Source organism: Enterobacter sichuanensis, from assembly GCF_002939185.1.
Classification (GTDB): Bacteria; Pseudomonadota; Gammaproteobacteria; order Enterobacterales; family Enterobacteriaceae; genus Enterobacter; species Enterobacter sichuanensis.
Genome location: NZ_POVL01000001.1, coordinates 18,505 through 32,264, shown reverse-complemented (window position 1 = coordinate 32,264; position 13,760 = coordinate 18,505). Strand labels below are relative to the sequence as shown.

The 13,760-nt window shown below is 53.6% G+C and carries 12 protein-coding genes; 9 read left to right on the top strand and 3 right to left on the bottom strand.

Going from position 1 to position 13,760, the window contains the following annotated elements:
* Positions 1-2 precede the first annotated feature (2 nt).
* Positions 3-914: a LysR family transcriptional regulator gene (locus C5687_RS00145; protein ID WP_045286113.1), complete on the bottom strand. Its 912-nt coding sequence runs from the start codon at positions 912-914 to the stop codon at positions 3-5.
* Positions 915-1,014: 100 nt separating this feature from the next.
* Here C5687_RS00145 and C5687_RS00140 point away from each other — a divergent pair, with 100 nt between their 5' ends.
* A complete protein-coding gene (locus C5687_RS00140; RefSeq protein WP_104556199.1) occupies positions 1,015-2,013 on the top strand; it encodes an aldo/keto reductase in 999 nt (332 codons plus the stop codon).
* 117 nt (positions 2,014-2,130) lie between these two features.
* Positions 2,131-2,313, top strand: a complete 183-nt coding sequence (locus tag C5687_RS24540) for a hypothetical protein (protein WP_142977830.1) — start codon at positions 2,131-2,133, stop codon at positions 2,311-2,313.
* A gap of 88 nt (positions 2,314-2,401) precedes the next feature.
* Here the strand turns inward: C5687_RS24540 and C5687_RS00135 are convergent, their stop codons facing one another.
* On the bottom strand, positions 2,402-2,698 hold the full coding sequence (locus C5687_RS00135; protein ID WP_045286112.1) for a contact-dependent growth inhibition system immunity protein: 297 nt from the start codon (positions 2,696-2,698) through the stop codon (positions 2,402-2,404).
* Positions 2,699-2,701: 3 nt separating this feature from the next.
* A complete protein-coding gene (locus C5687_RS00130) occupies positions 2,702-3,010 on the bottom strand; it encodes an RNase A-like domain-containing protein (RefSeq protein ID WP_238380441.1) in 309 nt (102 codons plus the stop codon).
* Between the two features lie 595 nt (positions 3,011-3,605).
* Here C5687_RS00130 and C5687_RS00125 point away from each other — a divergent pair.
* From C5687_RS00125 to pheP, 7 genes are all read left to right on the top strand, one after another.
* On the top strand, positions 3,606-4,622 hold the full coding sequence (locus C5687_RS00125) for an iron ABC transporter substrate-binding protein (RefSeq protein WP_104556198.1): 1,017 nt from the start codon (positions 3,606-3,608) through the stop codon (positions 4,620-4,622).
* Positions 4,623-4,647: 25 nt separating this feature from the next.
* Positions 4,648-6,222 (top strand): ABC transporter permease, encoded by a 1,575-nt coding sequence (locus C5687_RS00120; protein ID WP_162299933.1) that lies wholly within the window; start codon positions 4,648-4,650, stop codon positions 6,220-6,222.
* A 1-nt stretch (position 6,223) separates the two neighbouring features.
* The gene (locus C5687_RS00115; RefSeq protein ID WP_104556196.1) at positions 6,224-7,255 is read left to right on the top strand and encodes an ABC transporter ATP-binding protein; all 1,032 of its coding nucleotides are present in this window, start codon (positions 6,224-6,226) and stop codon (positions 7,253-7,255) included.
* A gap of 150 nt (positions 7,256-7,405) precedes the next feature.
* Positions 7,406-7,681: a DUF1471 family periplasmic protein YahO gene (gene yahO / locus C5687_RS00110; RefSeq protein ID WP_025759522.1), complete on the top strand. Its 276-nt coding sequence runs from the start codon at positions 7,406-7,408 to the stop codon at positions 7,679-7,681.
* Between the two features lie 184 nt (positions 7,682-7,865).
* On the top strand, positions 7,866-10,052 hold the full coding sequence (locus C5687_RS00105; protein WP_104556195.1) for a TonB-dependent receptor: 2,187 nt from the start codon (positions 7,866-7,868) through the stop codon (positions 10,050-10,052).
* 127 nt (positions 10,053-10,179) lie between these two features.
* Positions 10,180-12,153, top strand: coding sequence for a PhoX family protein (locus C5687_RS00100; protein ID WP_104556194.1), 1,974 nt, complete (start codon positions 10,180-10,182; stop codon positions 12,151-12,153).
* 102 nt (positions 12,154-12,255) lie between these two features.
* A complete protein-coding gene (gene pheP, locus C5687_RS00095) occupies positions 12,256-13,644 on the top strand; it encodes a phenylalanine transporter (RefSeq protein ID WP_025759524.1) in 1,389 nt (462 codons plus the stop codon).
* The last annotated feature ends 116 nt before the right edge of the window (positions 13,645-13,760 follow it).

The window sequence follows — 13,760 nt, the reverse complement described above, 5'->3', positions numbered from 1 at the left end:
TTTCATCTCCGCACGTTTTTATTCATCGAGATTACCCACGCTATGAAGGTTCTCAGCGGTGCTGGCAGATGTTTTCGGCTCGGGTAGTAAATACAAAAATTATCAGCGGGATAGGTATAATCCGCTAGCAAACGGACAAGCTTGTTGTCGCTAATTTTATCCTTAACCAGCCCCTCATAAACAAACGCAATCCCTAACCCAACTTCAGCAGCCTGAATCATTGCCGCGTCTGAATCTACAACCAAATCGCCATTAACAGATACCTCCATTTTTTCCCCTTGTGGATCGATAAACTCCCAGCGGTATAGCTGACCATCAGGAAAGCAGCGATTTATACACCTGAATTTTACCAGATCTTTTGGGGAGCCAGGCTGTCCTGCTTTTTCCAAAAATTCAGGGCTGGCAACAGGAATAAGAGTCATCTTGCCTCCAAATGGAATCGCAACCATATCCTTAGGAACATCTTGTGTATAACGTATACCGACATCGAAACCCGCATCGATAATGTTTATTTTTTTGTCTGTGGTGAATAACGCCAGGTTAATACCCGGGTAATCATTTTTAAACTTAACGAAATGGCTTTGAAAAAAGAGATCAAGCACGATCCGGGGTAAGTTGATTCTGATGACGCCCTCTGGTTGTTCCTTATGGTCGTTAAGATTATCAATGACGCGCCTGTAGTCATTCAGGACTGGCGTCACGTCATCAAGAAACGCTTTACCGACAGCGGTCAAAGACAAGCTCCGGGTGGAACGATTTAAAAGTCTAACCCCAAGTTTTTCTTCAAGATTATTTATGGTAACCGTTAATGTCGGCGCTGAAACATTTAATTCTTTTGCGGCTTTACGAAAACTCCCATGTTTTACAATAAGAAGTAATATTTCTATATGTTGCAATTCTGGCGCGTTTTTCATTGTTAATTTCCATGGAATACTGCATTAAAAATATACTAATTGTTATGCGCGAATAATGGAAGTATATATTTCCTGCGATTTATCAAAAGAGGAATATAAGATGAAAACACGTTATCTGGGAAAAGAAAAATTTCAGGTGTCAGCACTGGGATTGGGTTGTATGGGGATGAGTTTTGCCTATGGTGGCGCCGAAGAATCCGAGGCGATCAATACCATTCGTGCTGCGGTGGATTTGGGCGTCACCTTCCTTGATTCCGCAGAAGTCTACGGCCCTTATGATAATGAAATCCTGGTTGGAAAAGCGATTAAAGGCATTCGCGATAAGGTACAGATTGCGACTAAATTTGGTTTTCGCATCCTTGCCTCCGGGCAGGGGCTTGAGCGTATGGCAGGCGTTGACAGCCGGCCTGAACATATTCGCGAAGCGGTGGAAGGCTCACTTAAACGTCTCAATATTGATACTATCGATCTGCTTTATCAGCACCGCGTCGACCCGGCAGTCCCTGTTGAAGACGTCGTGGGAACAATGGCTGATTTAATCAAGGAAGGGAAAATTCGCCATATCGGACTTTCAGAAGTATCAGCCGACACGTTACGCCGGGCCTGCAAAATTTATCCCATTACCGCCGTCCAGACTGAGTATTCGCTCTGGACTCGCGAGCCGGAGAAAGGCATTCTCAACGCTTGCCGCGAGTTAGGCGTTGGGTTTGTACCCTATAGCCCGTTGGGGCGCGGTTTTTTAACCGGAAAAATTACAGACAATTCAGGCTTTGGCGAGGATGATTTTCGGCGCAACCTGCCTCGCTTCCAGAAAGCAGCGATGCGGAAAAACCAACTGCTGCTCGATCAGCTGCAGGATATAGCGGATAAATACCATTGTTCTCTTGCACAACTGGCACTGGCATGGGTGATGTGCAAAGGAGAGGATATTGTTCCCATTCCGGGGGCCCGAAAAATAGCGCATTTACAGGATAATGCAGGTGCGGTCAGCCTTAACCTTTCCGATTCTGATATTAAGATCGTTGATCATATCTTTACGCCTGAGAATATCCAGGGACAAAGATATAACCAGAGTGATTTTAATTTAATCGATAAATAACGCCCCGCATTAAATTCTCCCGCTTCGCTGGCGGGAGAGTGGTTAATCTGTGCATTAAATATCGCAATAATAAATAGGTGGCGGTTGCCTGATACTACTCTTGAAGTAATGAATAGCATGAGCATAATTGTTCCAAATGAGACTTATGTTCAACGTTTTCATGATGACACTGAACAATGGCTTAATGATAATGCATCATACATTTTTGCGATGTATGGGGATTGTGAACCTCACCCCCAGTATGTTGAATATATCAAAAACCTTAGAGAATTATTAATTGCTCCAGAGCAAAAACATTAATTCGTTTGATAAAGGCTTCGATTGTTTAGTTATCCGGCATATTAAACCTGAAATGAATAATTCACATAGAAAGGGCCTGACAAGGCCCTTACTTTTCTGCATCAAGATAACGGCAAGCCTGCGCGGATATCATCGTGAGGAACTGCTTTGCAGTTATACCCCATAAAGATGGGTCAAAATCGAACCTATACAAATTGAGAAACTCAAGCTCCACATCTTCATTTCTGTTGATAAAATTATTGCAATCCTCAATCAGACCCTTTGCATGTTCTGGTCCTTCGCACTTCAAATATTCTTCCATCACCTCTTCGATGGTCTCGCCAAACAAATCATAATCCTGGTTAAAGTACGCAGCCATTAGATGATCCAGAAATTTATTAATCATGATTTATCTCAGCACCGGGAAAGCAGTCAGTACATAGTACGGTTTGTTGTTATAAAACTGAAGTTCAAGTACAACACGCAATTTATGCGATTTGATTATAGGGCCAGTAGCATACTCAATGCCAAAGCCAATTTCCTTGCCTGCAAAAAAATCGATGTTCAATTTTGAACCAGATCTCGCCGTTTTGGCCCAGTTCCTTATGTAAGACGCATTAAATTTTAGCGCGCGGGAAATGACATCCTCAGCTATGTGTTTGTTATAAAAAGTACTATTTCCAGAAAGTGTGGGTCTGTTGGCTAATCTTGTTCTGATGTCTGCTTCACTTAACCCAACAAACGATTCTGCAGTGTCTCCGCTTCAGTTACTGTGTTATCTGATAACACGGCAGCCATCTGAACCGGAGACATAACTACCTGTAATCCTTCACTAATACTAATGCTCCGACTATTTTATGCCTCAATGATAAAAAGTATTAGTGCGTTGCGCAAATGCGGGAATTTCTTTACGGCATTGTTCTTTTCGAGGAGGGAGGTATTCATCGTGCACACCATCAGGTTCTGCAGACCCTATTTACCGTGAAGAGCTTGAGCGGTTTAGCACAGACTGCGTCACGATGCGTATTGGCGGGAGTGAAACCCGCGAAGCGTTCGTTTTCTTTTAAATAACCACTTAATAAATAGAGTGCTAATTATCTTTTATTAGGCTTTGGCTTAATGTTTTCTTAATCTTTCATTAATCCGATTTTTAAATCTGGATTTTTATCACTTCAAACCCAGCGAAAATGAAATTTTACACTTTTACGCTTAAACTTGATTGATACTAATTATCATTAGCGTTGTTGTATGCTTTAATCCTTTCCCACAAAGCTATGAGTGGTTACTCCCGTTGGTCTATTAAGGATATGTTCATGAATTCTCGCCTGCTGTCCTGCTTCTCGCTTGCCTTGTTGTCTTCCTCACTTTTCCTTTCCACACAATCGGTTGCTGCCGATAACAGCGAAGGTATCGTTGTCTACAACGCGCAGCATGAAAACCTGGTGAAGTCGTGGGTTGACGGTTTTACCAAAGAAACCGGCATCAAAGTGACTTTGCGTAACGGCGATGACAGCGAGTTGGGTAACCAGCTGGTTCAGGAGGGCAGCGCATCCCCGGCGGACGTATTCCTGACCGAGAACTCTCCGTCAATGGTGCTGGTGGATAATGCCAACCTGTTTGCGCCGCTGGACGCAGAGACCCTGAAGCAGGTGCCGGCAGAATATCGTCCGGCGCACGGTCGCTGGATCGGCATCGCGGCCCGCAGCACGGTTTTTGTCTATAACCCGGCAAAACTGAGCGAACAGCAGCTGCCTAAGTCGCTGATGGACCTGGCGAAACCCGAGTGGAAAGGCCGCTGGGCGGCATCACCATCAGGTGCGGATTTCCAGGCCATCGTGAGCGCAATGCTGGCGCTGAAAGGCGAGCAGGCCACGCTGGAATGGCTCAAGGCGATGAAAACCAATTTCGTGGCCTATAAAGGCAACAGCACTGTGATGAAAGCGGTCAATGCCGGCCAGATCGATGGCGGCGTGATCTATCACTACTACCGCTTTGTCGATCAGTCCAAAACGGGCGAAAACAGCAAAAACACCCAACTCTATTACTTCAAACACCAGGATCCGGGCGCGTTTGTTAGCCTCTCTGGCGGTGGTGTGCTGGCGTCCAGCAAACATAAAGCGCAGGCGCAGGCCTTCATTAAATACATTACCGGTAAAGAAGGGCAGGAAAGTCTGCGTACCAATAATGCCTTTGAATACGCCGTGGGCGTGAACGCGGCCTCAAACCCGAAACTGGTTCCGCTGAAAGATCTTGATGCCCCGAAAGTAGAACCTTCAACGCTCAACAGTAAAAAAGTTATCGAGCTGATGACGCAAGCCGGCCTGCTGTGATCACTGAAAGTGAAGTGAAGGTGTTATGTCTGGTTTGAGTCTCGACATCGGAAAAAACAGAGTGCAGGAGCCTGCCCGCAGGCGTCCTGCACTGCCGATGGTTGCGTTAGCTGTGTTGTTTTCATTAATGGCGCTTCTGCCTTTGGGCTTTATCATTGCCATTGGCATTGAGACGGGCTGGGAAACCATAAAGGCGCTGGTCTTCCGCCCGCGTGTGGCTGAGCTGCTCAGCAACACGCTGTGGCTGACGGCCCTTGCGGTTCCACTTTGCATCGTGACGGGCGTGGCCATCGCCTGGCTCACCGAGCGCACGCAGCTTGCCGGGCGGGGGATTTGGTCCGCACTGGCGGTCGCCCCGCTGGCCATCCCCGCGTTTGTGCAAAGCTATGCCTGGGTGAGCGTTGTCCCGTCCATGCACGGGCTCTCTGCGGGCGTGTTCCTCTCTGTCCTTGCCTACTATCCGTTTATCTATATGCCGGTTGCGGCGGTGCTGCGTCGCCTGGACCCGACACTCGAAGACGTGGCTGCGTCACTCGGTACCCCGCCCTGGCGGGTCTTTTTCCGCGTGGTGCTACCGCAGCTCAAACTCGCTATCTGCGGCGGTGCGCTGCTGGTGGCGCTGCATCTGCTGGCGGAATATGGCCTGTACGTGATGATTCGCTTCGACACCTTCACGACGGCCATTTATGACCAGTTTCAGTCTACCTTCAGTGGCCCGGCCGCTAACATGCTGGCGGGCGTGCTGGCCCTGTGCTGCCTGGCTATTTTAGTGCTGGAAGGCGTGACGCGCGGAAAAGCACGTTACGCGCGCATCGGTGCCGGGGCCGCCCGTGAACAGAAGCGCTGGCCGCTGAAGCCTGCAGCCGCCGCGCTGGGTCAGCTGTTTTTCATCATGTTGATCGTGCTGGCGCTGGGTGTACCGTTAATTGTTCTGTGTCGCTGGATTTGGCTCGGCGGCGTTCAAAACTGGCTGAGCGCAGATCTCTGGCACTCGCTGCGCCAGACGCTGATGCTCGGCGTGGGCGGAGCCCTGCTGACCACGGCGTGCGTGATCCCCATTGCGTGGCTCGGGATCCGCTATCCGCGCCGCATCTTCCGGATGCTGGAAGGGTGTATCTATATCACCAGCTCGCTGCCGGGGATTGTCACGGCGCTTGCGCTGGTCACCGTCACCATTCATTACGCCCGTCCCATTTACCAGACGGAAGTTACCCTCTTCCTTGCCTACCTGCTGATGTTTATGCCACGGGCGCTCATTAACCTGCGGGCGGGGATTGCCCAGGCACCGGTTGAGCTGGAGAACGTGGCGCGCAGTCTTGGCAGCACGCCCGCGAAGGCGCTCTGGAGTGTCACGATGCGGCTGGCCGCGCCGGGTGCGGCGGCGGGTGCCGCGCTGGTGTTCCTCGGCGTCAGCAATGAATTGACCGCCACCCTGTTGCTCTCTCCACTGGGCACGCGCACGCTCTCCACCGGATTCTGGGCGCTGACCAGCGAAATTGACTATGTTGCAGCCGCGCCTTACGCGATGCTGATGATCCTGATTTCCCTCCCGCTGACCGCCATTCTCTATATGCAGTCGAAAAAAATTGCAGGGCTATGACATGCTTGAATTAACCGCCATTTCTAAATCGTTCGCTGATGCGCAGGTGCTCGACAGCCTGAACCTGAGCGTTGCGCCGGGAAGCAGGACGGCGATCGTCGGGCCATCCGGGTCGGGTAAAACCACGCTGCTGCGGATCCTTGCCGGGTTTGAAACGCCAGATACCGGGCGCATTGTCATGCAGGGAAAAACGCTGTTCGATGAAAACCGTTTTGTGCCCGCCCACCTGCGCCGGATCGGTTTTGTTCCTCAGGAAGGGGCGCTGTTCCCGCACCTTAACGTGGCAGATAACATCGCCTGGGGGCTGGAAGGCACCCGCTACGAGAAACGCCAGCGCATTGAGGCGCTGATGGAGATGGTCTCTCTGGACAGGCAGCTTGCGACGCACTGGCCGCATGAGATTTCCGGCGGACAGCAGCAGCGCGTGGCGCTGGCGCGTGCGCTGGCCCAGCGTCCTTCACTGATGTTGCTGGACGAGCCGTTCTCAGCGCTGGATACCGGCCTGCGCGCCACGACGCGTAAAGCCACGGCCGATCTGCTGGCGGAAGCAGGCGTGGCTTCGATTCTGGTCACCCACGATCAGAACGAAGCGCTCTCCTTTGCCACACAGGTGGCCGTAATGCGCGCCGGGCGTTTCACGCAGGTGGGGACCCCTTATGAGGTCTACACCCGTCCCGTTGACGAAGAGACGGCGCTGTTTCTTGGCGATGCCGTGATCCTGCCTGCTCAGCTTGCTGCCGGTTATGCCGTGTGCGCGCTGGGTGAGGTGCCGACGGACAACACACAAGCAACAGGGCAGGGCCGCGTGATGTTGCGTCCTGAGCAGCTGCGCGTGACGGCATGTGTCGCGCATGAAAGCCCGATCTCGATTCTTGATGTGGACTTTACCGGCCAGTTGTCGACGCTCACCCTTGCGTTAGCCGGGGAGCAACAACCCGTGGTTCTGAAAACCGTAAGCCAGCCAGGATGGAACCCTGGCACCGCGGTACGCATTGATATTGCTGGCACTGCGCGGGTATTTGAATATTCTTAATATTCGTTAGTAATTTCATGCAACGGGTTGTTATAAAAGAATTTTCCATGACCTATGGCATTACCTGAGTTTATCTACCATGCTCATAAAACCTCACCATAATGAGTGGGGCTTTTCGTTGTTGCTGATTAATCTCAAGGAAAAAAGGTTATGAAAAAGACAATTGCTGTTTTGTTGGGAACTGCGTTTTTCTTTACAACTCATGCCTTCGCTGCTGAGCTTCTGACGAAGGAGGAGTTTAAGAAAGTTGAGTCTCAATATCAGAAAATCGGTACGGTAAACACCTCAGGTGAAGTCTCTATCGATGATGCTAAAAAAGAACTGATCGAGAAAGCCGATAAGCAAGGCGCTGATGTCCTGGTGCTCACCTCCGGGAACACCAACAATAAAATTCACGGTACGGCCAATATTTACAAGAAAAAGTAATGTCACTGCAGCCACCCCGAAACGGGGTGGCTATTCCCCTCATCGCTGACCACGCCTCCCGTATGAACGCGGTTACACTTGCTAACGCATAGATAATGCGTATAGTTCTCATTTGCATTGCAACCAATAGATTCTAAGGCCCGCTCACGGGTCATTTTTGCGCGCACTTTCAAATGGGTTAACGATGAACAACACCAGATTACACAAAACGCTGCTGGCACTCGCCGTCGGTGCGGCGACACATTCCGCTTACGCGGCGGATAATCAAAAAGAAGAGACTCTCGTTGTGCAGTCGGCACCAGCCAGCGACTTTACCCCCGGCGGCGACCAGCTTGTGCCGGCCTTCCTCGACGGACAAGTGGCGAACGGCGGGCGTATGGGGATGCTCGGCGAGCAGAATGCCATGGACGTACCCTTTAATATCATCAGCTACACCGCAAAGCTGGTGGACGATCAGCAGGCGAAAACCATTGCCGATGTGGTCGCCAATGACGCTGGCGTGCAATACGTTCAGGGGTATGGCAACAGCGCGGAAACTTACCGCATCCGCGGCCTGAAGTTTGACGGCGATGATATGACCTTTGGCGGGCTGTCCGGCGTTCTGCCGCGTCAGGTGGTGGATGCGCAGATGGTCGAGCGGATTGAGATCTTCAAAGGGGCAAACGCCCTGATGAACGGCGCGGCAAGCTCCGGCGTGGGCGGGATGATCAACCTTGAGCCAAAACACGCGGGCGAACTCCCGCAGGCGAAAGTCGGCGTTGACTACACCTCGGATTCCCAGGTTGGCACCACGCTGGATGCGGGCCGTCGCTACGGCGACAACGACCAGTTTGGCGCGCGGGTGAATCTGATCCATCGTGAAGGGGAAACCGGCGTACCGAATGACCGCCGCCGCACCACGCTGCTCTCCACCGGTCTGGATTACAAAGGTGACAACTTCCGCACCTCGCTGGATCTCGGCTACCAGAAGAAAACCTTCCACGGCAGCCCGACCAGCGTCAATATTTCGGCGGTGGATTTTGTGCCGGAGCCACCGAAAAACGATCGCAACATTTCCCAGAAGTGGGCCTACAGCAACATCGAGAACGAATTCGGGATGTGGCGCAGCGAATACGACATCACCGACAGTTGGACGGCGTATACCGGACTCGGCGCGCAGCACGCTCATGAAGAAGGGACCTACAGCGCACCGAAGCTGCTGGACAAAAGCGGAAAGGCCACGGTCAGCCGCCTTGATACCAATCGCATCAGCGATTCCGTCAGTGGGATGGCGGGGATCCGCGGTCACTTTACGACCGGCTTCGTGTCGCACAAGGTGAACGTGGGTTACTCCGCGATGACCAAAAACGAAAAAATCGCGTGGAAAATGTCCGCGGCGGCAGACAACCCGACCACCAATATCTACCACAACACCGGGGTTGATATGCCGGACAGCTCAAACTTCAACGGCCTGGGCGGCAAATACAGCGATCCGCTGACCAGCGGGCGCACCCGCACGCAGGGCTGGCTGCTGAGCGATACCCTGGGCGTGCTGGACGACAGGCTGCTGTTTACCGCCGGGGCACGTCATCAGAAAGTGGTCATTCGCGGGTATAACAAAGTGACCGGCGCGGAAAACGATGCCGATGGCTTCGACGGCAGCCGCTGGATGCCAACCTACGGCGTGGTCTACAAGCCGTGGGAGCAGATCTCTCTTTATGCTAACCATACCGAAGCGCTGCAGCCGGGTAAAAACGCCCCTGACACCGCCATTAACTACGGGCAGAGCACCGGTATTGTTCACTCTAAACAGAACGAAGTGGGCGTGAAGGCCGATTTCGGTCGCGTGGGCGGGTCTCTGGCGCTGTTCGAAATCAAAATGCCTTCCGCTATTCTCGACAGCCAGACGAAGCATTACGGCCTGGACGCCGAGCAGCGCAACCGCGGCGTGGAGCTGAATGTCTTCGGCGAGCCGATGCTGGGGATGCGCCTCAACGCCAGCGCCACCTGGCTGCAGGCGGAGCTGACCAAAACCAACAATGGTCTCAACCAGGGTAACGATGCCATTGGTGTCCCGAACTTTTACGCCGTGCTGGGCGCGGAATATGACATCAAGCCGATCGAGGGGCTGACTGCCACCGCCCGCGTAAACCACTCCGGCACGCAGTATGCCGACCTCGCGAACAGCAAAAAGCTCGACAGTTACACCACGCTGGATCTGGGGATGCGCTATCGCTTCGCGGTAAATCACAACGAAAACCAGATGACGGTACGTGCAGGCATCGACAACGTGACCAATGAAAACTACTGGGCCAGCGTGGACGATTCCGGTACCTATATTACGCAGGGCGAGCCGCGCACCTTTAAAGTCTCGGTTGGCTACACGTTCTAAGCGTTCCACCCTCGTTATCCGGGGCAGGGACGCCCCACACCGCCCTCATCGTGTTATAAAATTGTAATAAAAGCTTCTTAGACTGGTCGCCAACTCCTTATCTCTTGGCCAATGACAGGAAGCCGCTATGGGCAGACCTCTGAAATCCGTATTTAAAAAAGAACATCGCGACGAAATCAATAACCGCAGCGCTAACCCGGTATTCTCCGAGGTTGCACAGGTGTTTCTCTCCCGCCGCCGTTTTTTACAGATGGGTGCCGTGGCGGGCGCTGCCGTTTCATTCCCCTTTCTGATCAAACCCGAAAACGCCATTGCCGCAGTAGCGAAGCCTTCCGCGCTGGCAAAAGCGGTTTCCCTGGGCTTTACCAGCATCGACGTCTCTACGGAGGATACGGTCAGGGTGCCGGAAGGCTATATTGCCCAACCGTTTTATCGCTGGGGCGACCCGACGGGTATCAAAGATAACATGCCGGCGTTTAAGCCGGACGCCAGCAATACCACGGACGAACAGGCCGTGCAGGCGGGCATGCACCACGACGGTATGGCGTGGTTTAGTCTGCCGCAAGGGGAGCAAAACCCGGCGCATGGCCTGTTGGCGCTGAACCATGAATACATCGACAACGGGATGTTGTTTACCGACGGCACGGCGAACTGGAGTCTCGATAAAGCCCGTAAGGGGCAGAACGCGATGGGCGTGTCGGTGGTGGAAGTCAAAAAAACGGGCAGCGACTGGCAGGTCGTTCGCCCGTCTTCTTATGCCCGCCGTATTACCGTTAATACCCCGATGGCGCTTACCGGTCCGGCACGGCATCAGGACTTAATGAAAACCGCCGCCGATCCGCAAGGGGAGCGCGTGCTGGGCACCATGCAAAACTGCGCCAACGGACATACGCCGTGGGGCACCTATCTCACCTGCGAGGAGAACTGGTCGGATATTTTTGTTAAAAAAGCCGATCTCAACCCGCTGGAAAAACGCTACGGCATCAGCGACAGCGATGACTCCTACCGCTGGAACGAAGTGGATGAGCGGTTTAACGTCGATAAAACCCCCAATGAACCCAACCGCTTCGGCTGGGTCGTGGAGATTGATCCTTACGACCCGGCCTCCACGCCGCGTAAACACACCGCCCTGGGCCGCTTCAAGCATGAAGGCGCCGCCGTCACGCTCGCCGCCGATAACCGCGTGGTGGTCTATATGGGAGATGACCAGAAGTTTGAGTACATCTATAAATTTGTCTCGGACAAAAAATACGATCCTGCAAACCGTGAAGCCAATATGCAGCTGCTGACGTCCGGTACGCTGTACGTTGCCCGCTTCAACGAGGAGGGCAGCGGCGACTGGCTGCCGCTGATCTTCGGGCAAAATGGTCTGGATCAAGACCACGGTTTTGAAAACCAGGGCGATCTGCTGATTAAAACCCGCCTCGCGGCTGACGTGGTGGGGGCAACGAAAATGGATCGCCCTGAGTGGATAGCGGTCGACCCGCACGCCAGCGGCAGCGTCTACTGTACACTCACCAACAACAGCGATCGCGGGAAAGAGGGTAAGGCGCCGGTTGATGCCGCTAACCCGCGCGCTAATAACGTGTTTGGTCATATTATGCACTGGCACGAAGAGGGGGCCGATCCTGCCGCCACACGCTTTAAGTGGGATATTCTGGTGATGGCCGGGCGTACCGACAGTGACGATCCGAAGGCCAAAGGTTCGATGCAGGGGGCGGCCTTCGGCAGCCCCGATGGCCTGTCGTTCGATCACCAGGGGGTACTGTGGATCCAGACCGACGTCTCTTCAAGCACCATTAACAAGAAAGCCTACGAGGGGATGGGCAATAACCAGATGGTAGCCACCATTCCGGGCACCAATGAGTACCGCCGTTTCCTGACCGGACCGCGCGGGTGCGAAATCACCGGGATTGCGTTTACGCCGGACAACCGGACGCTGTTCATTAATATTCAACATCCGGGGGAGGGCGGGGATGATATTACCGACCCGGCCAATCCGCGTGCCGTCTCAAACTGGCCAGATGCAAACCCGAGCGGACGCCCGCGTTCCTCAACGGTGGTGATCACCAAAGCGGATGGCGGGATCATCGGCTCATAACCTTTCATCGCCGGGTGCATAACGTGCCCCGGCGTTAAACTTGCTACCGCCAGCATGAAGTGTTAAAACGTGCCCCTTCTAAAAAAGAGACAGGGGTAGGACGTGAAAGACGCGTCATCCGCTTCAGGCAACGGTAGCGCTGAAGCTTCGTCGGAACAGAATCCGACGCTGCAACGTGGTTTGCAAAATCGACATATTCAGTTAATTGCCCTTGGCGGCGCAATCGGTACCGGGCTGTTTCTCGGCATCGGCCCTGCCATTCAGATGGCCGGTCCGGCGGTGCTGCTCGGTTACGGCATTGCCGGCATTATCGCCTTCCTGATCATGCGCCAGCTTGGCGAGATGGTCGTTGAAGAGCCGGTTTCAGGCTCCTTCGCACACTTTGCGTATAAATACTGGGGCCCGTTCGCAGGCTTCCTCTCCGGATGGAACTACTGGGTGATGTTTGTGCTGGTGGGAATGGCCGAACTGACCGCCGCAGGCATCTATATGCAGTACTGGCTGCCCGATGTCCCGACGTGGGTCTGGGCCGCTGCCTTCTTTATTATCATCAACGCCGTCAACCTCGTAAACGTACGCCTGTATGGTGAAACCGAATTCTGGTTCGCGCTGATTAAGGTGCTGGCGATTATCGGGATGATCGGCTTTGGCCTGTGGCTGCTGTTCTCCGGTCACGGCGGCGAGCGAGCAACCATCGACAACCTCTGGCAGCACGGCGGCTTCCTGGCCACGGGCTGGAAGGGGCTGATCCTCTCCCTGGCGGTCATTATGTTCTCGTTCGGCGGGTTGGAGCTGATTGGGATCACTGCCGCTGAAGCGCGCGATCCGCATAAAAGCATTCCGAAAGCGGTCAACCAGGTGGTGTACCGTATTCTGCTGTTTTACATCGGTTCGCTGGTCGTGCTGCTGGCGCTTTATCCCTGGGTGGAAGTGAAATCTGACAGCAGCCCGTTTGTGATGATATTCCACGATCTGAACAGCAACGTGGTAGCCTCGGCGCTGAATTTCGTTATCCTGGTGGCCTCGCTGTCGGTGTATAACAGTGGCGTTTACTCCAACAGCCGTATGCTGTTTGGTCTCTCCGTGCAGGGCAATGCGCCGAAGTTCCTCACCCGCGTCAGCCGCCGTGGCGTGCCGGTCAACTCTCTGCTGCTCTCAGGGGCCATTACCTCGCTAGTGGTGCTGATTAACTACCTGCTGCCGAAATCTGCCTTTGGTTTGCTGATGGCGCTGGTTGTCGCCACGCTGCTACTGAACTGGATCATGATCTGCCTGGCGCACCTGCGCTTTCGCGCCGCCATGCGCCGCAAGGGGCGTGAGACGCAGTTTAAGGCTCTGCTCTACCCGGCGGGCAACTACCTCTGTATCGCCTTCCTCGGGCTGATTCTGGTGCTGATGTGCACCATGGATGCGATGCGCCTGTCCGCGCTGCTGCTGCCGGTGTGGGTCGTATTCCTGTTTATCGCGTTCAAGCTCTCGCGGAAAAAGTAGCACGGTTTTCTCCCTCTCCCTGTGGGAGAGGGCCGGGGTGAGGGCACCAGACCGCACCCGTCTTCAAGCCCGGTGGCGCTACGCTTACCGGGCCTACAAAGCACCACTCTACCTTT

Excerpts from the sequence above, each read along its gene's own strand:
- C5687_RS00145 (WP_045286113.1), bottom strand. The coding sequence starts at position 914 with ATGAAAAACGCGCCAGAATTGCAACATATAGAAATATTACTTCTTATT.
- C5687_RS00140 (WP_104556199.1), top strand. The coding sequence starts at position 1,015 with ATGAAAACACGTTATCTGGGAAAAGAAAAATTTCAGGTGTCAGCACTG.
- C5687_RS24540 (WP_142977830.1), top strand. The coding sequence starts at position 2,131 with ATGAGCATAATTGTTCCAAATGAGACTTATGTTCAACGTTTTCATGAT.
- C5687_RS00135 (WP_045286112.1), bottom strand. The coding sequence starts at position 2,698 with ATGATTAATAAATTTCTGGATCATCTAATGGCTGCGTACTTTAACCAG.
- C5687_RS00125 (WP_104556198.1), top strand. The coding sequence starts at position 3,606 with ATGAATTCTCGCCTGCTGTCCTGCTTCTCGCTTGCCTTGTTGTCTTCC.
- C5687_RS00120 (WP_162299933.1), top strand. The coding sequence starts at position 4,648 with ATGTCTGGTTTGAGTCTCGACATCGGAAAAAACAGAGTGCAGGAGCCT.
- C5687_RS00115 (WP_104556196.1), top strand. The coding sequence starts at position 6,224 with ATGCTTGAATTAACCGCCATTTCTAAATCGTTCGCTGATGCGCAGGTG.
- yahO (WP_025759522.1), top strand. The coding sequence starts at position 7,406 with ATGAAAAAGACAATTGCTGTTTTGTTGGGAACTGCGTTTTTCTTTACA.
- C5687_RS00105 (WP_104556195.1), top strand. The coding sequence starts at position 7,866 with ATGAACAACACCAGATTACACAAAACGCTGCTGGCACTCGCCGTCGGT.
- C5687_RS00100 (WP_104556194.1), top strand. The coding sequence starts at position 10,180 with ATGGGCAGACCTCTGAAATCCGTATTTAAAAAAGAACATCGCGACGAA.